The following is a 21,857-nucleotide window of genomic DNA, read 5'->3' as shown; positions in this document are numbered from 1 at the left end:
TGTTATTGACCTGAGCTGCGGGGCTGAATCACCATTTCTACGCGGCCTGAGCTTGTGCCCTCCGAATTGCCGCCTTCTGCTGTAACCACCCGGTTCACTGTGTCGTAATGAATGACATCACCGCGAAACGTGCTGCCACCTTGTTCGATCAAGGCTTCTCGCTCGAAGGTCAGCTGGCTGTCTTTGGCCGACCAGGTAATGTTCAGTGCCTCGGCATTGATAACGGCCGTTTGATCCTGGGACGGCTGGCGATAATGAGCGGGGGAGCCGCTTGCTTCAATGCGGCTAAGTCCCTGTGGGCTGCGATAAAGTACAACCCGTTCGGCATCCAGCTTAACGCTGCCTTGCACCAATTCCACGGCACCGGTGTAGATGGCAGTGCCCGCGCTGTCATCCAGACGGGCGGAGTTGGCGCTGACTTTAATGGGCTCGTCGGAGTCCAGAGTGAAGGCGGCCGCCGTATTGGCCAGAAAGGTAGCGGCCATAATCAGCGGAAAAAGAAGTCGGTTACCTGATGGGATCATAATGCCCTTCCACTTGGGAATTGAGTTCCAGAATTCGGTCGTCTAGCCAGGCTTTCATGCCCGTTGCCTTTGTGGTTCCGTGCGGTTCGGTGATGGTCACCGGTTGGTCGGTGTACACGGTACCCTCGGTGTTGTTGAGGGTTAGTTCGTCGGTTTTGAAGGTGGTGTCAGCGCCGCTTAACTGGCGATGGATCACCACGTTACCGTGCAGATTGACCAGACCCTCATTTTGCAGAAGGCTACCTTGATCCGCTTCAATATTCCACGGCACCGGGTCGCCTTCACCGTGCAGGGTTGCCCGGGGTTGTTCCATGGCAGCCAGGTTTTGGCTTTCGAACTGTTCAATGCGCGGGCTGGTCAGCCGGATTTTCGGATTGCCCTGAGCGTCCCAGGTTCGGTATTCGGCCTGAACGATAAATCCGTCCGGTTCGTCCGGGCCGCGCAGTTCCTTGGCATTATCCTGGCTACCCGGCGGCTCATCGCTTTGCCACATGAGAAATAAGGTGGCCGCAATGGTTCCGCCTAAAGCCAGGGTTCGGGCCCAGGCTTTGCCTTTTCCGGGACTGAACAAACGCGCGATCACGATTCGGCGCTCACATAGGGTTCAAGGGTTGCCGCAAGCCGGTCTTGGGACCAGAGAATCAAATCGCTGGCTTCTCTCACGGCACCACTGCCGCCGGCAATGGTGGTGCAATAATCCGCGTGCTGCCTGACCAGCCAATACCCGTTCGGTACGGTAATGCCCAGGCCGGCGAATTGCAGGGCAGGGAGGTCAGGCAGGTCGTCGCCCATGTAAGCGATTTGCTCGGGGCTGATGTCCATGTTGGCCACCAGTTCCTGCAGGGCCACCTTTTTGTCTTCCCGGCCTTGCATGAGGTGCGTGATACCCAGGTCGCTCATGCGTTTTTCGGTCAGTGGCGAGCGTCTGCCGGTAATCACGGCAACGGTGATGCCCGCGTTCATCAGTTGCTTGAGCCCCAATCCGTCCAGAATGTTGAACGTTTTCAGTTCGTCGCCGCTGGCACTGAAGTAGAGTTTTCCGTCACTCATAATACCGTCTACATCAAAGGCCACGAGTTTGATGGCGGCGGCTTTGGCGCGAAGCTCGTCACTCCAGTGCTGGCTCATGGGGGGTGTCAGTTCTGGCATCAGATAACCCCCGCCCGCAACAAGTCGTGCATGTTGATGGCGCCCACCAGATTGCCGTCAGTATCGGTTACCGGCAGGGCGTTGATCTTTAGCTCTTCCATAATATTGAGCGCGTCGGCGGCCAGCTGGTCGGCCAGAATGGTTTTGCCGTTGCGGGTCATCACCTGGTTGATGGCGGTCGTGTGTACATCAACCGATTTGTCCAGCGTTCGGCGCAGGTCGCCGTCGGTAAAAATGCCCGTCAATTCGCCGGCGTCGTTCACCACCGTGGTCATGCCCAGGCCTTTACGGGTTATCTCCAGAAGTGCACCGCTGAGGGTGGTGCTTTCAAGTACCCGTGGCACCTTGTCGCCTGCGTGCATGATGTCGGAAACGCGCAGTAGTAAGCGACGCCCCAATCGACCGCCCGGATGCGAGAAAGCAAAGTCCTCCGCGCTGAACCCGCGGGCTTCCAGCAATGCCACGGCCAATGCATCGCCCATCACGAGCGTAGCGGTCGTGCTGGAGGTTGGGGCGAGCCCGAGCGGGCAGGCTTCAATGGCAACGCTCACGTCCAGGTTGGCTGCGGCTTCTTTTGCCAGCAATGAGTCGGGATTGCCCGTCATGCTGATCAGTGGCGCGCCCATTCTTCGAATTAAAGGTAGAATGGTCACCACTTCGCTGGTGCTGCCGCTGTTGGAAATGGCGATGACAACGTCCTGCGGGGTGATCATGCCAAGGTCGCCATGACTGGCTTCGCCCGGATGCACAAAGAATGAAGGTGTGCCGGTGCTGGCCAGTGTTGCCGCAATTTTGTTTCCGATGTGGCCGGATTTGCCCATGCCCGTCACCACGACCCGGCCTTTGCAGGCCATGATGATGTCGCAGGCACGGGTGAAGTCGCCGTTGATACGGTGTTCAAGTGCTTCGATTGCATCCCGTTCAATCTGGATGGCCCGAACGGCGGAGTTGCGGTAATCCCGGGAACTTGAAGTGTTTGAATCTGTCATCTCGGCTGGCTTTACTCGGTCGGTCTGTGGACCCGGCCCTGTTATCGGGACGGACGACTATGGCGGAAAGTATATCACTGATACCCGGTAGGGCTGCCAATGTTCAGGGGAACTGAACGTTGCCATCAGTACATTTTAACAACCTGAGATTGAGGTCCGGCGACGCTTATCTTAATGTAGGCGCTCCTCGAAAAGGATCGATTATGGAGTCATCTGCATACATTACGCTAAAGGATGTGGTGTTTTCCCGCTCCGGACGGCGCATCTTTGATGGCATTACCCTGGATATTCCCGTGGGTAAGATTACCGCCATTATGGGCCCTAGTGGCACCGGCAAGACCACGCTGCTCAGGGTGATCGGTGGTCAACTGAAACCGGATTCCGGTCAGGTTATGGTGGCCGGTCACGAGGTTCCGAAGCTTAAGCGGAAGGAGCTGTACCGTCTGCGCGAAAAGATGGGCATGCTCTTTCAGAGTGGCGCTTTGTTCACCGACATCAGTGTGTTCGAGAACGTAGCCTTCCCGCTGCGCGTGCATACCGCTCTGCCGGAAGACATGATTCGCGACATCGTGTTGATGAAGCTGGAAGCGGTCGGGCTCCGAGGTGCGCGTGATCTGATGCCCTCCGAGCTTTCGGGTGGCATGACCCGCCGAGTGGCTTTGGCTCGAAGTATTGCACTGGATCCCGAACTGATCATGTACGACGAACCCTTTGCCGGGCAGGATCCGATCGCGATGGGTGTGTTGGTCAAGTTGATCCGGGATCTCAATAGCTCGATGGGGCTGACCAGCGTACTGGTGTCTCACGATGTGCCGGAATCCCTGAGCATCTGCCATTACGCGTGCATTATTGCCGATGGCAAGGTGATTGGTACCGGCACACCGGAAGAGTTGCGGAATCACCCGTCTGAACTCGTGCAACAGTTCTTGAGTGGCCAGCCCGACGGTCCGGTACCTTTCCATTATCCGGCGAACAAGCCTGTTGATGACTTCGGTATCAAAGGAGTGTCGATATGATGGATTATGTAGCGGGCTTTGGTCGAAGAAGTATGGAAGTGGTGGGCTCTTTGGGCCGTGCGACTCAATTTCTGTTCGGCGTGCTTGTGGGGGTGCCCAAACCTGCGACAGGTTTTCCGCTTCTGGTGAAACAGCTGTATGCGGTCGGTGTGCTTTCGCTTGCCATCGTAGTGGTTTCTGGCTTGTTTATTGGCATGGTGCTGGCCCTGCAGGGCTATACCATTCTCAGTGATTATGGCTCGGAAGCGGCGATTGGTCAGATGATTGCGCTCACCTTGGTGCGCGAGCTGGGGCCAGTGGTAACAGCGCTTCTGTTTGCCGGTCGTGCGGGCTCAGCATTGACCGCGGAAATCGGATTGATGAAGGCCACCGAGCAACTGTCCAGCATGGAGATGATGGGGGTTGATCCCTTGCGACGGGTGATTGCACCCCGTTTGTGGGCCGGGTTCATCGCAATGCCGATACTGGCGATGATCTTCTCGGTTGTCGGTATCTGGGGTGGCATGCTGGTAGGTGTGGACTGGCTGGGAGTATTTGAAGGTTCCTTCTGGGGCAACATGCAGTCATCGGTCGATTTTCTCGATGACGTGCTTAACGGCGTTGTTAAAAGTGTGGTTTTCGGTTTCGTGTGTGCCTGGATAGCCGTGTATCAAGGGTATGATTGTGTGCCTACGTCTGCAGGCATCAGTTCTGCGACGACCAAAACGGTTGTGTATTCATCACTGGCGGTGCTCGGCCTCGATTTTGTGCTGACCGCTGTCATGTTTGGCGATTTCTAATAAGGATTCTGGAGCCCTGTTATGGTGCAGAGAACAACGGAAATAGTGGTAGGTTTCTTCATGATCGCCGGGCTGGCAGCGTTGCTGTTTTTGGCGTTGCAAGTGAGTGGGTTGTCGCCCAAGTCGGCGTCGTCGACGTATACAATCTACGCGAACTTTAACGATGTGGGGGGGCTGACTCCGCGCGGCAAGGTATCGATGGCCGGCGTGACCGTGGGGTCCATCGAGTCCATCAGTCTCGATAAGAACACGTTTCAGGCCAGGGTAGCCATGGCCATTCAGTCGGATGTGGATACCATTCCGGCAGACAGTGCGGCAGTGATTCGGACTTCCGGGCTGTTAGGGGAACAATACATTGATATTTCGATTGGTGGAGATATGGAGTCGTTGAGCGAGGGTGACACGTTTTATTCCACCCAGTCTGCGATGAATCTGGAAAGATTGATCAGCAACTTTGCCTCTGGCCGCTGATGCCCTACAGGACAGGAGATTAGGATGTTAAGTTTCAAGCGAAAGCTGTTTGTTATTGTTGCGCTGTTGATGATGGTTGCAGGTCAGGCCTGGGCCGGTGTAGAGGACGAGCTGGAACAATATGTCAGCGACAACACCCAAATGTTGGTACAGAAGCTGAACGCGGAAAAAGGCCTGTTTGAAAAAGATCCGGAAGCCTTTTACCAGAGCATGGAAGACGCGTTGACCGATTTTGTGGATTTTCGACGGATAGCCGCCCGAGTTATGGGCCGTTACGCGCGCCAGACCACCCCTGAGCAGCGGGACGAGTTTGTTGCCAAGTTCAAGCGCAGTTTGTTTGATAGCTATGCCAAAGCATTGGTGACCGCCGATGATTTCACCATCGAAGTGCGGGAAGCAGAGATTCTGCCGCAAAACGAAAACCGCGCATCGGTGCAGTTGGTAGTGATTACGGCCTCGGGCAATCGCTACCCCGTGACCTACTCGATGTACAAGAACAAAGAAGACCGCTGGTTGATGGAAAACGTGATTGTTGAAGGCGTCAACATCGGTTTGGCCTTCCGTGACCGTTTTGCTCAGGAAATGGAAGAGAATCGCGGCCAGGTTCAGGTTGTGATTGACGGTTGGACTGATTCGGTCAAATCGTTGAACCTGGAAGAGGACGTGAATGCCTCATGAGCAGCTCTCGCCCGGTCGTTAAGCTGGAAGGTTCGGTGTTGAGTGTTACCGGCAAGGTAGACGCGAACACCGTGATTGAGTTGCGCAAGCAAGGCGAAAATCTCGTTGGCTCGGCCACGGGGGCATTGAGGGTTGATCTCGCGCAGCTGGATACGGCCCACAGTGTGGTGTTGTCTATGCTGATGTGCTGGCAACGGTTGGCCCAATCCAAACAGGTGGCGCTCTCTTTTGAGGGTGCCAGTGACCGCTTACAGTCGTTGGCGGCATTGAGTAACCTGGATGCCCATCTGCCCGGATTTTCCCCACATAGCTGACCGCCGCTCGGGAATTGGTTACAATTCCGCTCCTGATTTTAATAATGCTGAGGATTTTCTATGGACGCCGCCCAGGTTACCGAACTTGTTAAAGAGGCCCTGCCTGATTGTGAGGTTCAGGTACAAGTCGATGGCAACCACTACATGGTCGTTGCAGTGGGTGACGTATTCGAAGGCCTGCCTACCATTAAAAGACAGCAGATGATCAACAAGGTACTGTTCCAGCACATCATGGACGGCACCATTCACGCTCTTCACCCGAAAGCCTTTACTCCGAGCGAGTGGGCTGCGCGGCAGGCCAACGGCTAAACAGAACAGGATTACTATTGTGGATAAACTTCTGATCCGGGGCCGTAAGCCTCTGGATGGCGAGATTCGGATTTCCGGTGCCAAGAACGCGGCTTTGCCGATTTTGGCATCAACGCTGTTGGCTTCCGAGCCGGTAACCGTTGGCAACCTGCCGCATCTGAACGACGTCACCACCATGATCGAGTTGCTGGGCCGAATGGGTGTCGAGCTGCTGATTGACGAGAAAATGAGTGTTGAAGTGCACGCCAACACCATTGAGCATTACCACGCGCCTTACGAGCTGGTAAAAACCATGCGGGCCTCCATTCTGGTGCTAGGGCCGCTGGTTGCGCACTTTGGCGAGGCTCAGGTGTCTTTGCCCGGTGGTTGTGCCATTGGTACGCGGCCGGTCAACCTGCACATCCACGGCCTCGAGCAGATGGGTGCGGACATCAAGGTCGAGAACGGTTACATCCATGCAAAGACCAATGGCCGCCTGAAAGGCGCGCACATTTTCATGGATACCGTGACGGTGACGGGTACAGAAAACCTGTTGATGGCGGCTACTCTGGCGGATGGCAAAACCATCCTGGAAAACGCGGCCCGTGAGCCGGAAGTGGTGGACCTGGCGGAATGCCTGATCGCCATGGGCGCAGACATCAAAGGCCACGGTACGGCGACGATTGAAATCAACGGTGTTGAGCGTCTGCACGGCTGTCACTACGACGTTCAGCCGGATCGCATCGAAACGGGTACCTATCTGGTTGCGGCCGCGGCCACTGGCGGCCGGGTTAAGCTGAAAGATACCCGAGCTGACATTCTCGAAGCAGTGCTGTTGAAGCTGGAAGAAGCCGGTGCCGAGATTACCACCGGTGAGGACTGGATCGAGCTGGATATGAAGGGCAAACGCCCGAAGGCGGTGAGTATTCGTACTGCGCCTTATCCCGCATTCCCTACCGATATGCAGGCCCAGTTCGCGGCCATGAACGCGGTAGCGGAAGGTTCTGGCACCATTGTGGAAACGGTGTTTGAGAATCGCTTCATGCACCTGCAGGAATTGATCCGTATGGGAGCTGACATCACGCTGGAAGGTAATGCAGCCATCATCAAAGGCGTGGATCATTTGACCGGTGCGCCGGTTATGGCCACAGATCTTCGTGCTTCGGCCAGTCTGGTGATTGCCGGTTTGGTTGCTGAAGGCGACACCATCGTAGACCGTATTTATCACATCGACCGCGGTTACGAATGTATTGAAGAGAAGTTGCAGCTGTTGGGCGGAAGTATTCGCCGTTTGCCAGCGTAATCAAACACCAACGGGAACCCGGAAAGACCCATGACAGATTCCATCACCATCGCCTTGTCGAAGGGACGAATTCTCGAAGAGACTCTGCCATTGCTGGCGGAAGCCGGCATTGAGCTGGTAGACGACGTGAAAAAGTCCCGCAAGCTGGTGTTCCCCACCACCGATCCGAATGTTCGTGTGCTGATTCTTCGCGCAACGGATGTACCGACGTATGTTCAGTATGGTGGCGCAGACCTTGGCGTGACCGGCAAGGATGTGTTGATGGAGCATGGCGGGGAAGGGTTGTACGAGCCGCTGGATTTGAACATTTCCCGCTGTCGTTTGATGACGGCCGGCAAGAAGGGTGAACAGCCTCCTGCGGGGCGTATTCGGGTGGCGACGAAGTTTGTGAATATTGCCCGTCGCTATTATGCGTCGCAGGGTCGGCAGGCGGATATCATCAAGCTGTATGGTGCGATGGAGCTGGCGCCGATTCTTAACCTGGCCGATGAGATTGTGGATATCGTGGATACCGGCAATACGCTGAAGGCGAATGGCCTTGAGGCGCGGGAGTTGATTGACGATATCAGTACGCGGTTGGTGGTGAACCGGGCGTCGATGAAGATGCAGCATGGGAAGATTAATCCGATCATCGAGATGATGGCGGCTGCTGTGGAGCGTCGTCGCGGTTCGGAGTAAGGCCGCCTTTTTAGACGCTTGGTGCATGAGCGTTCAGGGTGTCCCTTCCAAAAACCGCTCCTTCGGCACATCCCTGTGGCGCTTCTGCTCCGCCATCCATGGCTCCGCACATTTTTGGAAGGGACACCCTGAACTCTCTTTCGGGCTTGGGTTATTTGGCCTCTCTTCTTTCGAATCCCGTAACTGCCGGCGGGTTTTATTCGGCAGACATTTGTTTTCAATCCAAAGCAGGATTTGAGTTATGACCGATAAGATCACCAGACTTAACACCACCCAAGGCGACTTTGACAGTGCGCTGGCCCAGTTGTTGGCGTGGGATGACAGTGTGGATCATCAGGTGAATGAGTCGGTGCGTCATATTCTGCATGAGGTGAAGACCCGCGGCGATGCGGCGGTTTTGGAGTTTACCGAGAAGTTTGACCGTTTGAAGGTCGGCTCTATGGCCGAGCTGGAGATGGGGCAGGATCGTTTGCAGGCCGCTTTGGTGGCGATTCCGCAGGATCAGCGTGAGGCGCTTGAGAAGGCGGCGGATCGGGTTCGGGATTATCACGAGCGGCAGAATCAGCAGTCTTGGCAGTATCAGGATGAAGATGGAACGGTTTTGGGCCAGAAGGTAACGCCACTGGACCGTGCTGGTTTGTACGTGCCGGGTGGTAAGGCTGCGTATCCGTCGTCTGTTTTGATGAACGCGATTCCGGCCAAGGTGGCGGGTGTCGGTGAATTGATAATGGTAGTTCCTACGCCGGATGGTGTGGTGAACGATATGGTACTGGCCGCAGCCGCGATTGCGGGTGTTGACCGTGTATTTGCTCTCGGTGGCGCGCAGGCGGTGGGTGCGTTGGCTTATGGCACGGAGACGGTTCCAGCCGTGGATAAGATTGTTGGGCCGGGGAATATTTTTGTGGCGACCGCCAAGCGTGAAGTGTTCGGTATCGTCGGTATCGACATGATCGCCGGGCCGTCCGAGATTCTGGTGATTTGCGATGGCAAAACCGATCCGGAGTGGATCGCGATGGATTTGTTCTCGCAGGCCGAGCACGACGAGCAAGCGCAAAGCATTCTGGTCAGCCCGGATGCGGATTTTCTTGATGCGGTTGAAGCGAGTATCAACAAACTTCTGCCCACGATGGAGCGTGAAGAGATCATTCGCACATCCATGACTGGCCGTGGTGCGCTGATCCACGTGGCTGATCTGAAAGAAGCCGCGGAAGTTTCTAACCGCATCGCTCCGGAGCATTTGGAGCTGTCAGTAGAAGACCCACAAGCCATGCTGGAAGACATCCGCCACGCCGGCGCGATCTTCATGGGCCGGTACACCGCAGAAGCCCTAGGCGACTACTGCGCCGGCCCGAATCACGTATTGCCTACGAGCGGCACCGCGCGGTTTAGCTCGCCTCTGGGTGTTTACGACTTCCAAAAGCGTTCATCCCTGATCGGTTTTACTCCAGAAGGCGCCGACCGCATGGGGCGTGTGGCCTCTGTTTTGGCGCGCGGGGAAGGGCTGACAGCCCACGCCCGCTCGGCGGAATACCGTATTAAAGACTGAGTCGTTGTGCGCAGGGCGGTTTCGGATTGGGTGCTTGAGAGCATGGCAAGAAGGCCTTTCCAAAAACCGCTCCTTCGGCACGTCCATGTGACGCTTCTGCTCCGCCATCCATGGCTCCGCACATTTTTGGAAAGGCCTTCTTGCCACACTCACCCAAACCTTGTGCACCGCCGCCCTGCATCAGCGTCATCATTGAATTCTTATTATTGCACCAACTCGGAGTGCGTGAATCATGAGTAAATACTGGAGCTCACTAGTCAGCGAGTTACAGCCGTATGTGCCAGGTGAGCAGCCTAAAATGGCCAATTTGATAAAGCTGAACACCAACGAAAACCCCTTCGGGCCATCCCCGAAAGTGATCTCGGCCATTAAATCAGAGCTGAACGACAACCTTCGCCTGTACCCAGACCCCGAAGGCCACGCTCTGAAAGAAGCCATCGCTTCGTACTACACCGATTTCGGCATAGAAGAAAAGCAAGTTTTCGTTGGCAACGGCTCCGACGAAGTGCTGGCCCACATCTTCCAGGGCCTGCTGAAACAAGACAAACCAATCCTGTTCCCGGACATCACCTACAGTTTCTATCCCGTGTACTGCGGTCTGTACAAAGTTGAAAGCAACATCATCCCGTTGACCGAAAACTTTGAAATTAACCCAGATGACTACAAACGCGACAACGGCGGCGTCATCTTCCCGAACCCGAATGCACCCACCGGACGCTACATGGGGCTGCAGCACGTAGAAGCGATTTTGGAAGCCAACCTGGACAGTGTTGTAGTGGTCGACGAAGCCTACATCGACTTCGGTGGTGAAACCGCGATTCGCTTGGTGAACCAATACCCGAACCTGGTTGTCTGCCAAACGTTGTCTAAAGCACGTTCGCTGGCTGGCTTACGGGTCGGTTTCGCCGTAGCTAACGCAGAACTCATTGAAGGATTGAACCGAGTCAAAGACAGCTTCAACTCCTACCCGCTAGACCGACTGGCGCTGGCTGGTGCCGTGGCTGCATTCGAAGACCGCCAATGGTTCGAAGACTCCTGCAACGGTGTTATTCGAGAGCGTGAGAAGGTCACCAAAGGATTGGAAAACCTCGGTTTCGAAGTGCTGCCCTCAAAAGCCAACTTTGTATTCGCCCGCCACCCTGACCACAAAGGCGAAGAAATCGCGGCTAAACTCCGTGAGCAGGGCATCATCGTTCGCCATTTCAACAAACCGCGGATCAGTGAGTTCCTGCGCATCTCAATTGGAACCAGCGATCAAAACAACGCATTGATCAAAGGTTTAGATTTTCTCTAAACTCGTTTGAGTTTTCGAAGAGAAGGCAGCGCGCACCCAAGTGTGAAGTAAGGGGCAGGCGGGGCTTTCCAAAAATGCCGTAGGCCATGGATGGCCGGAGAGAAGCGCACATGGATGTGCTCGTAGCGGTTTTTGGAAAGCCCCGCCTGCTCCTTACTTTCTTCCCAAGCCAAAGCGCCGATCCAATCTCAAAAGTCTGAAGGAGAGGGGTAAACAGTATGGTAACCCGCAACCAGATACTGGCGAAAATAAACGAATGGCTCCAGCCCGAAAACTTCCAAGACTACGCCCCAAACGGCCTACAAGTTGAAGGCAAAGAAGAGGTGCGAACAATCGTCTCAGGCGTAACCGCCTCCCAAGCCCTGATCGACGCCGCCGTTGAACAAAACGCCGACATGATCCTCGTCCACCACGGCTACTTCTGGAAAGGCGAAGACCAAGCCATCCGCGGCATGAAAAAACGCCGCATCAAACAACTCCTCGACCACGACATCAACCTCGTCGCCTACCACCTGCCATTGGACGACCATCCCGAATACGGCAACAACCGCCAATTGGCCAACGTACTCGGCATCCAAAACCCACGCCCGGTAGGTGGCCTGGTCTGGCAAGGCGAACTGGCCGAGCCCATGTCGCCAGAAGCTTTTGGCCAACACATCGCAAGCGCGCTGAACCGACCGCCACTTCACGTAGGCGAGGGCGCAGACCTGATTAAAACCGTCGCCTGGTGCACCGGCGGAGCCCAAGGGTTCATCACCAAAGCGCTAGAGCTCGGTGTCGATGCCTACATCAGCGGCGAAATATCCGAACCAACCACTCACACCGCCCGAGAATCCGGCATCCACTACTACGCCGCCGGTCACCACGCCACAGAACGCTATGGCGCGAAAGCATTGGGTGAAGCGCTAGCGAAAGAATTTGGAGTAGAGCACCAGTTCATCGACTGTGATAACCCGGTGTAACTGAAAGAAGGTATTGCAGAAAGGGTCAAGCCCATTGGCCTGCTATGACTGAGGATACATAGAGTCTTCGAATAGCTTGGGGCGGGCCACTAATAAGTTTGCGAGATCAGGGTGGGGCGGCTTTTCAAAAATGTGCGTAGCCATGGATGGCGGAGCAGAAGCGTCACATGGACGTGCCGAAGGAGCGGTTTTTGAAAAGCCGCCCCATCCTGATCTAACGGAGAGCTTAGATAAGCCTACTCCGTAGAAGTAGTATCAAGCAGGCCGCTTCTCACCCTTAGGCAACCCAAAGTCCTCAGCAAGCGTACCCTTCTCCTCAGGATCAGCCTTAGGCGCATAATCCCGCGGTGGCTCAGAAGAATCAGAATCCGAGTGCTCAATTCGCCCAGACACATCCTGCCCCAGCGACTCCGGCCACTCCTCATCATTACACAAACGATTCGCCCCACGCGCCATATGATCATTCACATCACGATAGGCACTATTAAAGCGCTCCAACAACTGCGCCGACTCCAGAAAATGCTCATTCACCTGAGCCTGATAACGCGTAAACTCACCCCGAAGCTCATCAATCTTCTGCTCAGCTCTCCGCTGACGCAAAGAAGCACCCTGGCCAGAGCGCCCAAAGAGAACCCCAATGATAATGCCTACTACCAGCGCGACTACGGCCGCAATAATCAGGTTCGTCATATAACAATCGTCCTAGTCAGTACATGCGAGAGAGCGAAAACCTATAAAAGGAGTATACCCCTCCGAAGCACCAGCGCACATGCCGAAACACTGCGCCAATCGTCGTATTGCTCCGCAGCCTAAGTAACATGGCCAAAAAGCACGAAATAAGCGACAATACCGCGCCCAGAAACCCACCCAGATGGCAGGAAAACCCTGATGACAGAAGCCGTGTCCACCGAAACTGTTGCGAACCTGACTCCTTGGCAACGTTACCAAAAGGATCTCGAACGCCCGGATTTTCACAAGGACCCGGCGCAGGAAGACGCCGTTCGCCGCTTACAAGCACTGTACGACAAACTGGTGGAAGCTGAAAGCGAGCGTAGCAAAGGACTCAAAAAATTACGCCGCAAGCTGAAAAAGGGTAAAGAAACACCCGTAAAAGGATTGTACTTCTGGGGCGGAGTCGGTCGCGGTAAAACCTACCTGATGGATACCTTCTTCGAAGCCCTGCCATTCGACCGTAAAATGCGGGTGCACTTTCACCGGTTCATGCAGCGTGTTCATGGTGAGCTTAGAAAACTCAAAGGCGAAAAAAACCCGCTGGAAAAAGTGGCTAAAACCTTCGCCGGCGAAACCCGTGTTATCTGCTTCGACGAATTCTTCGTATCGGACATCGGTGATGCCATGATCCTGGCCACATTGATGGAAGAGTTGTTCAGCCGGGGCGTAACCTTGGTGTGTACGTCAAACATCGTCCCAGACGGCCTCTATAAAGACGGTCTGCAGCGTGCGCGTTTCCTGCCCGCCATCGCACTTGTTAAACAACACACCGACGTCGTCAACGTAGACGGCGGAGTCGATTACCGCTTGCGTACACTGGAACAGGCTGAGTTGTATTATCACCCGTTGGACGAAGGCGCCAATGCCAGCTTGCGGGAAAGCTTCGACGCCTTGGCCGTCGAGGCCGGTAAACACAGTAAGTCCATGGAAATCAACGGCCGGAAGATTCCGGCACAAGCCCACGCCGACGACGTGGTGTGGTTCGATTTTCTGGATGTATGCGACGGCCCCCGCAGCCAGAATGACTACATCGAAATGGCCCGCCAGTTCCATGCGATCATAGTCAGCAACGTACCCGTCATGGGCGTAGAAAAAGACGACCAAGCAAGACGTTTCATCAACATGATCGACGAATTCTACGACCGCAACGTAAAACTCATCATCTCCGCCGAAGCACCGATCACCGAACTCTACTCCGGCGGCAGTCTGAGCTTCGAATTTGAACGTACCGAATCCCGCTTGCTGGAAATGCAATCCCAGGAATACCTGGAAGCACCGCACAAGCCCTAATCAAAACTAGAAAGCACGAAAACAGAGAGGTCACAACATGAGCCAAGACAACGTCGTTATCGTCAGCGGTGTACGCACCCCCATGGGCGGATTCATGGGCAGCCTAGCCCCCATCACAGCCCCTGAGCTGGGCGCCATCTCGATCGCAGAAGCCGTCAAGCGTGCAGGTCTGCAGCCGGCTGACGTGCAAGAAGTCATCATGGGCAACGTACTGCCGGCAGGTCTTAAGCAGGGTCCTGCACGCCAAGCCATGCGTAAAGCCGGCCTGCCAGACAGCACTGGCGCCACCACCATCAACAAGCTGTGCGGCTCCGGCATGAAAGCCACCATGTTCGCCCACGACCTGATCAAAGCAGGCACCAACGACATCATGGTTGCTGGCGGCATGGAAAGCATGTCCAACGCCCCGCACATCCTCCAAGGCGCCCGCCAAGGCTACCGCATGGGCCCCGGCCCCGCACCGCAAGATCACATGTTCCTGGATGGTCTCGAAGACGCTGAAACCGGTCGCCTGATGGGCTCCTTCGCGCAGGAAGTGGCGGACAAAAAAGGCTACACCCGCGAAGAGATGGACGAATACGCCATCAACTCCCTGAACCGCGCGAAAAAAGCCATCGAAGACGGTGTATTGAAGGATGAAATCATCCCGGTAACCGTCAAAACCCGTAAAGGCGAAGTAGTTGTCGAAGACGACGAGCAGCCCCACAACGCCAACATCGAAAAAATCCCAAGCCTGCGCCCTGCGTTTGCCAAAGACGGCACCGTAACCGCCGCCAACGCCTCGTCAATCTCCGACGGAGCCTCTGCACTGGTTCTGATGCGCGAATCCGAAGCCGAAAAACGCGGCCTCAAACCACTCGCCCGCATCGTTGGCCACACCACCCAATCGCAGCTACCGGCCGAGTTCACCTGTGCACCGGTTGGCGCGATCGAGAAACTGTTCGCGAAAACCGGTTGGAGCAAGGATGACGTTGACCTGTTTGAAATCAACGAAGCCTTCGCCATGGTCGCCATGATGCCCATCAAAGAGCTGGGCCTCGACCCTGAAAAAGTAAACGTCCACGGCGGCGCCTGCGCTCAAGGGCACCCGGTTGGCTCCACAGGTTCCCGCCTGCTGGTTACTTTGATGTATGCCCTGCAGCGCTACGGCAAAAAGAAAGGCGTAGCGGCCCTGTGCATCGGCGGTGGCGAAGCCACGGCTATGGCGATTGAGATGATCTAACAGGCACTCAATGCCGATTTAGTGCTCCCAGACTCCCCTAAAATAGTTTGGGCGCACAATACAGAGCCTCCCTTCCGGAAATGTCGTAGGCCATGGATGGCCGGAGAGAAGCGCACATGGATGTGCTCGTAGCGGTTTCCGGAAGGGAGGCTCTGTATTGTGCTTGCACTGTGTTTGGTCGTCTTATTTGCTCTGTGTTTACTAACGCGAATCCCCCTCCAGAACTCTCCAAAGAGCCAGCCCAAAACCACCCACCCCAAAGTGGTTGCATCCCCGAATCTTGACTATAGTGATGAGGTGCGAGAAAGACGGCTAACCAAGAGTGACAGCAAAATCATACTTTTGACTGATCAAAGCCGCGAGAAGCCTTAGCTATAGTGCTAGCATCACGGCAATGTCTACACGGCCGAAGAACACCAACCAACAGAATAATCGAGCAGCGACTCAGAACAACAACGGAGTAGCCTTCCAATGACAAGAAAAACTCAACCCTGGCAGCGCTGGACCAAGTTACCACTTGCCGTCGCCATCGCAGCCGGCGTCTCCAGCCCGGCCTTTGCTATTTCGTACCCCTTGGGGGATGCCGGGCAAGTCCAGTTTAATACCACGCTGTCAGTTGGGGCTGCATGGCGTACCGAAGATGCTGACAAGCGACTGCTCGCGCCACACGATGGCCGTGGCACAGCATCCACAAACAACTACGATGACGGCAACCGTAACTTCGACAAAGGCGACATGGTCTCCAACGTTGTTAAAGGTAACAGTGAGCTATTCGTGGATTACAGCGTAGACTCCGATTACCTGACCCGAGTAGGTGCATTGGTACGCGGTCGTTATTGGTACGACTTTGAACTCAAAGACGGCGATCGCCGATACGTTGAACTGAACGACAAAGCCAAAGACAACGCATCGGGCGGCGAAATCCTCGATGCTTACGTGTTTACCGATTGGTACCTGGGCAACGTGCCCGTCAGTGCCCGGTACGGCAAACAAGTTCTGAGCTGGGGTGAGAGTACTTACATCCAAGGTGGCATCAACACCATCAACCCGGTTGATATCCCGGCTTTCCGTGCCCCCGGCTCGCAATTGAAAGATGCGCTCTTGCCGGTAGAAATGTTCTACATGTCTGCCGGTGTCACTGAAAACGTGACCATCGAAGGTTTCGTACAAACCGACTGGGAAAAGATCCGTACAGATGATTGTGGGACCTTCTTCTCAAGTGTCGATTTTGTGGCGGATGGCTGTGGCCCAGTATTTTTGACAGGAGCGCTTTCAGAGGCCGCTAATGCGGTGAATGGTTTTGTTATCAATCGTGAAGGCGATCAAGAGCCTGATGCCAAAGATCAGTTCGGTATGGCTGTGCGTTGGTACGTTCCCGAGTTGAACGATTCCGAGCTGGGCTTCTACTACATCAAGTACCATAGCCGGCTGCCGTACATCAGTGGCCGGACCAATGACCCTTCAAACGGTAAACCTTACCCGAACTATTTCATTGAATACCCGGAAGCTATTGATCTGTATGGCATCAGTATCAACACGACAACACCCGGAGGCTGGTCGCTTGGCGCGGAATACAGCTACCGCGACAAAATGCCGATCCAGTGGAACGCATTCGAGCTGATTTACGGCGGACTGCAGGAAGACTTCAGCCTTCTTTACGCTCGGGATAAAGATAAAATCGCGGCCGAAAATAACGGCAATACTGACGGGGTTGCCGTATCCGGTAACGACCGTTACGGCGTATCCCAGGCTCAGATGACGCTGATCAAATTCTTCGATCAGGTTATGGGCGCCAGCCGGATGTCGTTGGTGACTGAAATTGGCGCAACTTACATCCACGATCTGCCGGGTAAGGATGAGGCACGCTACGGTCGCTCGGGAACCTTCGGCCTGGGTGCCACGCCGGGTAGCACTGACTGCGAGGATAACAACCTCAACCCTGACAACTGCACCAACGATGGTTTCGTAACGTCATTCTCCTGGGGTTACCGTGCCAACCTCGCTTGGGAATATCCGAATGCGTTCGCGGGCATCAACTTGACCCCCTCCGTGTTCTGGGCTCATGACGTTAAAGGCTATGCCCCGCAGCCGGGTGGCGCTTTCAATGAAGGAAGCAAGTCGATCGGTTTATCTCTAACGGGCGTATACCAAAACACCATCACCGGCAACATCGGTTACACCAACTACTTCGGTGGCAAGCCTTATAACGAGCGAACCGACCGCGACTTCGTAAGCGCGAGCGTTTCCTACTCATTCTGAACCGGACAGATTTTGTTCAAAGAGGTAATTTAAATGAAACTGAACAAGAAACTTTTAGCTACAGGTGTTCTGGCCGCAAGCATGTTTGCTGGCCAGGCCTGGGGTGCAGTTTCTGCCGGCGAAGCGGCCAAGTTGGGTGATACATTGACCCCGATCGGTGCTGAGAAAGCCGGCAACGGCGGCGCTATTCCGGCCTGGTCCGGTGGCATGACAACACCGCCTGCTGGCTATAAGGGCGACGGCATTTATGTGCACCCGTTCCCGGATGAGAAGCCTGAATTTGTGATTGATCAGAGCAACGTGGATCAGTACGCCGACAAGCTGTCGCCGGGCCAGGTAGCGATGATTCGTCAATACGCCGATTACAAAATTCCGGTGTACGAAACCCATCGAACGGCCACCTATCCGAAAGACGTCATGGATAAAACGGTCGAAAACGCGACCAAGGTAGAACTTATCCAGAACGGTAACGGCCTTGGCAACTATGAAAGCGCTACGCCGTTTCCCGTTCCGCAGAATGGTTTAGAGGTTATCTGGAACCACATCACCCGTTATCGTGGTGGTTCGGTTGCGCGTAATGTAGGGCAGGCAACTCCTACCGCGAATGGTGCCTACTCCATCGTGCGATTCCAGGACGAGATTACCTGGAACAGTGCATTGAAGGATTACAAGAAGGGGCAAGACGACAACGTTCTGTTCTACTTTAAGCAAGCCATTACCGGGCCGGCACGTTTGGCGGGTAACGTACTCCTCGTCCACGAAACCATCGACCAGGTAAAAGAGCCTCGTCGCGCGTGGGTTTACAACGCGGGTCAACGTCGTGTTCGTCGCGCGCCTCAGGTGGCCTACGATGGTCCGGGTACCGCGGCTGATGGTATGCGTACCAGTGACAACTTCGATATGTTCAACGGCGCACCAGACCGTTACAACTGGGAGTTGGTCGGCAAGAAAGAGATGTACATTCCGTACAACTCCTACAAGTTGGTCGATCGTGACCTGAGCTATGATGACATCATCAAGGCCGGTCACATCAACCAGGATCTGACCCGCTATGAATTGCACCGGGTATGGCACGTTCGCGCTACTCTGAAAGAGGGTGAGCGCCACGTTTATGCCCAGCGTGATTTCTACATCGATGAAGATTCCTGGCAGGCAGCCGTGATTGATCACTACGATGGTCGCGGTGAATTGTGGCGTGTAGCTGAAGCGCACACCATGCAGTTCTACGATAAAGACGTGCCTTGGTACGCGATCGAAGTGCTGTACGATTTGCTCTCTGGCCGCTACTTGGCGTTGGGTCTGACCAACGAAGAGAACAACCCTTACACCTTTGGTGCTGAGCGTCATTCCCGTGATTACACACCTGCTGCATTGCGCAGAGCAGGTACGCGTTAATCGCGAGGTTAACGTGATCAAAAAGGCGAGCCCTCGGGCTCGCCTTTTTTGTTTTTTTATATTTCCTGAAAATGTGATGAATATCACGTAGATGTATTGCAATGTCGGAAAGGGCCATTTTTTGCTAAAGGCCTGCCGTTTGGTTTACCCTCTACCCGTAATTTCATACTAAAGGCGACCCCCATGTCGGGCGCCAGCGCTTAAATGCTTAAGCGAATCATAGTTGTACCAGGCATATTGCAAAGTAGCCTGGTTTTGAATGGGGCAGAGCGTGAAACCATTAAGCGACGGCTGTGCAGCTAACGACGAATTCCAAATTGCCAATGCCGGTATTCAGCATGGTGAATTGGTTCGTGATCTTCTTGAACACCGGCTACAACTCCCTGCGATCCCGGCTGACCGATTGCGTCGGCCGGAACTTGATCAGGCCATTCGGGATGCACTGGCCCCGGGGCATGTACTTACCCTTGAAGCTCCGGGTGGGTATGGCAAAACCCATGCGCTGGTCAGCGCTCTGACGGATTCTTCCGAGCAACCTGAGAGGGCGGCGATACGCTGGATTTCCCTGAGCGCCGGTGACAACGCGCCTTCCCGATTTCTCTCCGTACTCGCCTCGGCATTGAAGGTTTCCGATACTGGCCAAGGAAACAGCGAGGCCTTTGAGGATCATCTCGCGCTGATGCTGGTGTCGAAGGCGCGGCAAGCGACTGCGCAGCCGGAAGTGTTGGTTCTGGACAACCTTCAGCATGTCACCAACCCGGCGGTGATCGGCTTGCTTCATTATTTGGTAACACACATTCCGGGTAATCTGGCGATTGCACTGGTGTCTCGCCTACCGTTACCGTTCGCCAGCCACACCTTGCAACTTAACGGAAACTACCGTCGAATTGGTCCGGAACGCCTTGAGTTAACGCGCGCTGAAACGTTTGAATTCTTCCAGAAGGCCGACGTTGAAAACCCGATTACCAGCGTGGCTATCGATTATCTCTACAACCTGACCGATGGTTGGCTGACGCCGTTGGCACTCTATCGGCGGGAACTGGAAACCGCAGAAGATCGTCGGCCTATTCAGGAAAGCCGTTATGTAGAGCGCTTTCTGAAAGACTCGGTATGCCAGCCCCTGACATCTGCGCAAATCAAGTCGCTTAAAATTATCGCGGAACTCGACAGTTGCTGCGATGAGCTGTTTTACGCGGTTGGTGGTACTGATGACAGCTCCGCTTTACCACCATCGCAAGCAGTCGAGCTAGGCCTGCCCATTAAACTGGTGCCCGGGCGGGGTCGTTGGTTCCGGCTCAATCCTTTGTTGCAAACCTTCCTGCAAAGCCCACCTGTGGCCGGGCGTGCAACCCGCATGCTTTTGGCCTGTCAGTGGTTTGGTCAGCGGAATCAGGTTCCCGAGGCGTTGAAGTGTGCCGTGATGGCGGGCGACAATGATGAAGTTGTGCGCATTGCATCGGAAGGAACCGAAGCACTTTTGCTCGGGCAGGATACGGCTTCGTTACTTATGCTTCGGAAACACCTGCCGGAGCATTTGCTTGAGCGCAGCGCCAGATTGCGAATTGTCTACGGCTGGGTGCATGCGATCGGCGGACAGTTCCGCCAGGCGCGCCAGTTGCTGGAAGGGTTTGCACCGGAAGGTTGGAAAGATCACGAATCACGAATCTACGCCCTGAAAGCGTTTATCCTGAGGGGGGAAGGGTTTGTTCAGCCGGCACTGGCCATGGCCGACAAGGCGCTCAGTGCAGGAGGCCTGTCCGGGCAAGCTCAACTGGTGACACACATCGTGCGCGCGAATGCGTTATGCGCCGCCGGTCGTTTTCAGGAATCGCGGGAAGCCAATCGCCAAGCGTCAAAGCTGGCCAGAGAAGCTGGCGACTCGGGTTCTGAAGCGTTGGCGGTGTATTCGCACGCGCGAATCGAATTGAGCAAGGGCGCGTTGGGCCACGCAGAAAATTTGCTCCGTACCGGTTTAGACACCTCACTTCAGGAGCTGAGTCGCCCCGCTCGCATCGGCGAAACGCGGCTGCAGCTGAGCCTGGTATTGGTATTGTGGCACCAAGGCCGGGTGAAAGAGGCGGATCGACTGCTGATCCACTGTGTACGTCATGCAGAGCAAACACGGGATTTAGGCTTGTTGCTTGCCATGGCGCTCAGAGTGTTGATGTGTCGCAGCCAGGATATGCTAGACGAAGCGTTTGTCTGGATCGGTCGGGCAGAGCGTACCATGCACGCCTGGCAGGTAGATGAGGCGCTCTACGTGCCGGTGCTCGAAGCACTGAAGGCCAGTTGTTGGCTGGCGTGTGGCCAAACCGACAGTGCCAAGCAAGCGATTGCCAAACTTGAACCCTATCGCCAAGACGGCTGCGTGCCAGAGCTGTTCCCGACCATGCCGGGGCTGATGGATTGCCTACAGGTACGGGAGGCGATTGCTTCCGGTGATCTTGTGCGGGCCAGAGAAAATCTAGAGAACATTCATCAGCGGTACGGAGATGCGTTTCCGTCGGGTTTGCAGCTTCACGTCGGTTTACTGAATTCCGTACTGTTGCTGTCTGAAAAAGGCGCTCAGGCCGCAAGAAAGCAATTGGAAGTTGTTGTACTTCAGGCGTCAGAAGAGCATTTCATCAGTCCATTTATGGAGCTTTCCAAAGAGTTGGCGCCGCTAATGGCTAAGGCGTTTGCGTTTTTGCCGAAAGGCGAATTTACCAAGGCGTTGGGTGAGTTGTTCGGGTGCGAGGCGGAAGCCCCCGCAGGGCAGTTGGCCGAGCCCATTAGCGAGCGAGAGCAAGGCGTGCTGGAGTTGATTGCCACAGGGTTATCGAATCAGGCGATTGCCGACAAACTGCATATCTCGTTGCATACGGTGAAGACCCACGCTCGCCGGATCAATGCCAAGCTGGATGTGAAATCCAGAACCCAGGCCATCGTGCGCGCCAGAGAATTGGGGCTGCTTTAAGCCCCTGTTCTC

At 55.1% G+C, this 21,857-nt stretch carries 21 protein-coding genes; 16 read left to right on the top strand and 5 right to left on the bottom strand.

Annotated elements, in window-relative coordinates; genetic code table 11:
• Positions 1 to 2: 2 nt before the first annotated feature.
• Genes lptA through Q9245_RS04045 form a run of 4 tightly spaced genes read right to left on the bottom strand, consistent with a single transcriptional unit; the run spans position 3 to position 2,662 of the window.
• Entirely contained in the window at positions 3 to 524 is a 522-nt protein-coding gene (gene lptA, locus Q9245_RS04060; RefSeq protein ID WP_305895956.1) for a lipopolysaccharide transport periplasmic protein LptA, read from the bottom strand.
• Complete coding sequence (gene lptC, locus Q9245_RS04055) at positions 508 to 1,107, bottom strand: LPS export ABC transporter periplasmic protein LptC (RefSeq protein WP_305895955.1); 600 nt, start codon at positions 1,105 to 1,107, stop codon at positions 508 to 510. The genes lptA and lptC overlap by 17 nt, the downstream gene beginning before the upstream one ends.
• Positions 1,104 to 1,673 carry an HAD family hydrolase gene (locus Q9245_RS04050; protein WP_305895954.1) on the bottom strand — a complete coding sequence of 190 codons (570 nt, stop codon included), beginning with the start codon at positions 1,671 to 1,673 and terminating at the stop codon, positions 1,104 to 1,106. Before Q9245_RS04050 ends, lptC begins: the two co-directional genes overlap by 4 nt.
• Positions 1,673 to 2,662: a KpsF/GutQ family sugar-phosphate isomerase gene (locus Q9245_RS04045; RefSeq protein ID WP_305895953.1), complete on the bottom strand. Its 990-nt coding sequence runs from the start codon at positions 2,660 to 2,662 to the stop codon at positions 1,673 to 1,675. The genes Q9245_RS04050 and Q9245_RS04045 overlap by 1 nt, the downstream gene beginning before the upstream one ends.
• A gap of 203 nt (positions 2,663 to 2,865) precedes the next feature.
• On the opposite strand from Q9245_RS04045, the gene Q9245_RS04040 reads away from it, so the two are divergent.
• The 11 genes from Q9245_RS04040 (at position 2,866) to Q9245_RS03990 (ending at position 11,991) form a co-directional block, all read left to right on the top strand.
• Positions 2,866 to 3,678 (top strand): ABC transporter ATP-binding protein, encoded by an 813-nt coding sequence (locus Q9245_RS04040; RefSeq protein ID WP_305895952.1) that lies wholly within the window; start codon positions 2,866 to 2,868, stop codon positions 3,676 to 3,678.
• Positions 3,675 to 4,457, top strand: coding sequence for a lipid asymmetry maintenance ABC transporter permease subunit MlaE (gene mlaE, locus Q9245_RS04035; RefSeq protein WP_305895951.1), 783 nt, complete (start codon positions 3,675 to 3,677; stop codon positions 4,455 to 4,457). Before Q9245_RS04040 ends, mlaE begins: the two co-directional genes overlap by 4 nt.
• A gap of 21 nt (positions 4,458 to 4,478) precedes the next feature.
• Positions 4,479 to 4,928 (top strand): outer membrane lipid asymmetry maintenance protein MlaD, encoded by a 450-nt coding sequence (gene mlaD, locus Q9245_RS04030; RefSeq protein WP_305895950.1) that lies wholly within the window; start codon positions 4,479 to 4,481, stop codon positions 4,926 to 4,928.
• 24 nt (positions 4,929 to 4,952) lie between these two features.
• A complete protein-coding gene (locus tag Q9245_RS04025; protein WP_305895949.1) occupies positions 4,953 to 5,606 on the top strand; it encodes a phospholipid-binding protein MlaC in 654 nt (217 codons plus the stop codon).
• Complete coding sequence (locus tag Q9245_RS04020) at positions 5,603 to 5,920, top strand: lipid asymmetry maintenance protein MlaB (protein ID WP_305895948.1); 318 nt, start codon at positions 5,603 to 5,605, stop codon at positions 5,918 to 5,920. Before Q9245_RS04025 ends, Q9245_RS04020 begins: the two co-directional genes overlap by 4 nt.
• A gap of 60 nt (positions 5,921 to 5,980) precedes the next feature.
• Positions 5,981 to 6,229 carry a BolA family protein gene (locus tag Q9245_RS04015; RefSeq protein WP_114334096.1) on the top strand — a complete coding sequence of 83 codons (249 nt, stop codon included), beginning with the start codon at positions 5,981 to 5,983 and terminating at the stop codon, positions 6,227 to 6,229.
• A gap of 19 nt (positions 6,230 to 6,248) precedes the next feature.
• The gene (gene murA, locus Q9245_RS04010; protein WP_305895947.1) at positions 6,249 to 7,511 is read left to right on the top strand and encodes a UDP-N-acetylglucosamine 1-carboxyvinyltransferase; all 1,263 of its coding nucleotides are present in this window, start codon (positions 6,249 to 6,251) and stop codon (positions 7,509 to 7,511) included.
• Positions 7,512 to 7,541: 30 nt separating this feature from the next.
• Positions 7,542 to 8,189 (top strand): ATP phosphoribosyltransferase, encoded by a 648-nt coding sequence (gene hisG / locus Q9245_RS04005; RefSeq protein WP_305895946.1) that lies wholly within the window; start codon positions 7,542 to 7,544, stop codon positions 8,187 to 8,189.
• Between the two features lie 241 nt (positions 8,190 to 8,430).
• A complete protein-coding gene (gene hisD, locus Q9245_RS04000; RefSeq protein WP_305895945.1) occupies positions 8,431 to 9,735 on the top strand; it encodes a histidinol dehydrogenase in 1,305 nt (434 codons plus the stop codon).
• Between the two features lie 232 nt (positions 9,736 to 9,967).
• The gene (gene hisC / locus Q9245_RS03995) at positions 9,968 to 11,029 is read left to right on the top strand and encodes a histidinol-phosphate transaminase (protein ID WP_305895944.1); all 1,062 of its coding nucleotides are present in this window, start codon (positions 9,968 to 9,970) and stop codon (positions 11,027 to 11,029) included.
• A gap of 218 nt (positions 11,030 to 11,247) precedes the next feature.
• Positions 11,248 to 11,991: a Nif3-like dinuclear metal center hexameric protein gene (locus tag Q9245_RS03990; RefSeq protein WP_305895943.1), complete on the top strand. Its 744-nt coding sequence runs from the start codon at positions 11,248 to 11,250 to the stop codon at positions 11,989 to 11,991.
• Between the two features lie 255 nt (positions 11,992 to 12,246).
• Here Q9245_RS03990 and Q9245_RS03985 read toward each other — a convergent pair whose 3' ends face one another.
• On the bottom strand, positions 12,247 to 12,681 hold the full coding sequence (locus tag Q9245_RS03985; protein WP_305895942.1) for a YhcB family protein: 435 nt from the start codon (positions 12,679 to 12,681) through the stop codon (positions 12,247 to 12,249).
• A gap of 234 nt (positions 12,682 to 12,915) precedes the next feature.
• Here Q9245_RS03985 and zapE point away from each other — a divergent pair, with 234 nt between their 5' ends.
• The 5 genes from zapE (at position 12,916) to Q9245_RS03960 (ending at position 21,845) form a co-directional block, all read left to right on the top strand.
• Positions 12,916 to 14,013, top strand: a complete 1,098-nt coding sequence (zapE, locus tag Q9245_RS03980; RefSeq protein WP_305897165.1) for a cell division protein ZapE — start codon at positions 12,916 to 12,918, stop codon at positions 14,011 to 14,013.
• A gap of 37 nt (positions 14,014 to 14,050) precedes the next feature.
• Entirely contained in the window at positions 14,051 to 15,235 is a 1,185-nt protein-coding gene (locus Q9245_RS03975; protein ID WP_305895941.1) for a thiolase family protein, read from the top strand.
• Between the two features lie 471 nt (positions 15,236 to 15,706).
• On the top strand, positions 15,707 to 17,494 hold the full coding sequence (locus Q9245_RS03970) for a DUF1302 domain-containing protein (RefSeq protein WP_305895940.1): 1,788 nt from the start codon (positions 15,707 to 15,709) through the stop codon (positions 17,492 to 17,494).
• 33 nt (positions 17,495 to 17,527) lie between these two features.
• Complete coding sequence (locus tag Q9245_RS03965; protein WP_305895939.1) at positions 17,528 to 18,889, top strand: DUF1329 domain-containing protein; 1,362 nt, start codon at positions 17,528 to 17,530, stop codon at positions 18,887 to 18,889.
• Positions 18,890 to 19,160: 271 nt separating this feature from the next.
• Positions 19,161 to 21,845, top strand: a complete 2,685-nt coding sequence (locus Q9245_RS03960; RefSeq protein ID WP_305895938.1) for a LuxR C-terminal-related transcriptional regulator — start codon at positions 19,161 to 19,163, stop codon at positions 21,843 to 21,845.
• The last annotated feature ends 12 nt before the right edge of the window (positions 21,846 to 21,857 follow it).

This window comes from Marinobacter sp. MDS2 (assembly GCF_030718085.1).
Classification (GTDB): Bacteria; Pseudomonadota; Gammaproteobacteria; order Pseudomonadales; family Oleiphilaceae; genus Marinobacter.
This window is presented reverse-complemented; position numbering and strand designations above follow the sequence as displayed.

Coding starts and splice junctions, on each gene's coding strand:
- lptA (WP_305895956.1), bottom strand. CDS start 524: ATGATCCCATCAGGTAACCGACTTCTTTTTCCGCTGATTATGGCCGCT.
- Q9245_RS04050 (WP_305895954.1), bottom strand. CDS start 1,673: ATGCCAGAACTGACACCCCCCATGAGCCAGCACTGGAGTGACGAGCTT.
- Q9245_RS04045 (WP_305895953.1), bottom strand. CDS start 2,662: ATGACAGATTCAAACACTTCAAGTTCCCGGGATTACCGCAACTCCGCC.
- Q9245_RS04040 (WP_305895952.1), top strand. CDS start 2,866: ATGGAGTCATCTGCATACATTACGCTAAAGGATGTGGTGTTTTCCCGC.
- mlaE (WP_305895951.1), top strand. CDS start 3,675: ATGATGGATTATGTAGCGGGCTTTGGTCGAAGAAGTATGGAAGTGGTG.
- mlaD (WP_305895950.1), top strand. CDS start 4,479: ATGGTGCAGAGAACAACGGAAATAGTGGTAGGTTTCTTCATGATCGCC.
- Q9245_RS04025 (WP_305895949.1), top strand. CDS start 4,953: ATGTTAAGTTTCAAGCGAAAGCTGTTTGTTATTGTTGCGCTGTTGATG.
- Q9245_RS04020 (WP_305895948.1), top strand. CDS start 5,603: ATGAGCAGCTCTCGCCCGGTCGTTAAGCTGGAAGGTTCGGTGTTGAGT.
- Q9245_RS04015 (WP_114334096.1), top strand. CDS start 5,981: ATGGACGCCGCCCAGGTTACCGAACTTGTTAAAGAGGCCCTGCCTGAT.
- hisG (WP_305895946.1), top strand. CDS start 7,542: ATGACAGATTCCATCACCATCGCCTTGTCGAAGGGACGAATTCTCGAA.
- hisD (WP_305895945.1), top strand. CDS start 8,431: ATGACCGATAAGATCACCAGACTTAACACCACCCAAGGCGACTTTGAC.
- hisC (WP_305895944.1), top strand. CDS start 9,968: ATGAGTAAATACTGGAGCTCACTAGTCAGCGAGTTACAGCCGTATGTG.
- Q9245_RS03990 (WP_305895943.1), top strand. CDS start 11,248: ATGGTAACCCGCAACCAGATACTGGCGAAAATAAACGAATGGCTCCAG.
- Q9245_RS03985 (WP_305895942.1), bottom strand. CDS start 12,681: ATGACGAACCTGATTATTGCGGCCGTAGTCGCGCTGGTAGTAGGCATT.
- Q9245_RS03975 (WP_305895941.1), top strand. CDS start 14,051: ATGAGCCAAGACAACGTCGTTATCGTCAGCGGTGTACGCACCCCCATG.
- Q9245_RS03970 (WP_305895940.1), top strand. CDS start 15,707: ATGACAAGAAAAACTCAACCCTGGCAGCGCTGGACCAAGTTACCACTT.
- Q9245_RS03965 (WP_305895939.1), top strand. CDS start 17,528: ATGAAACTGAACAAGAAACTTTTAGCTACAGGTGTTCTGGCCGCAAGC.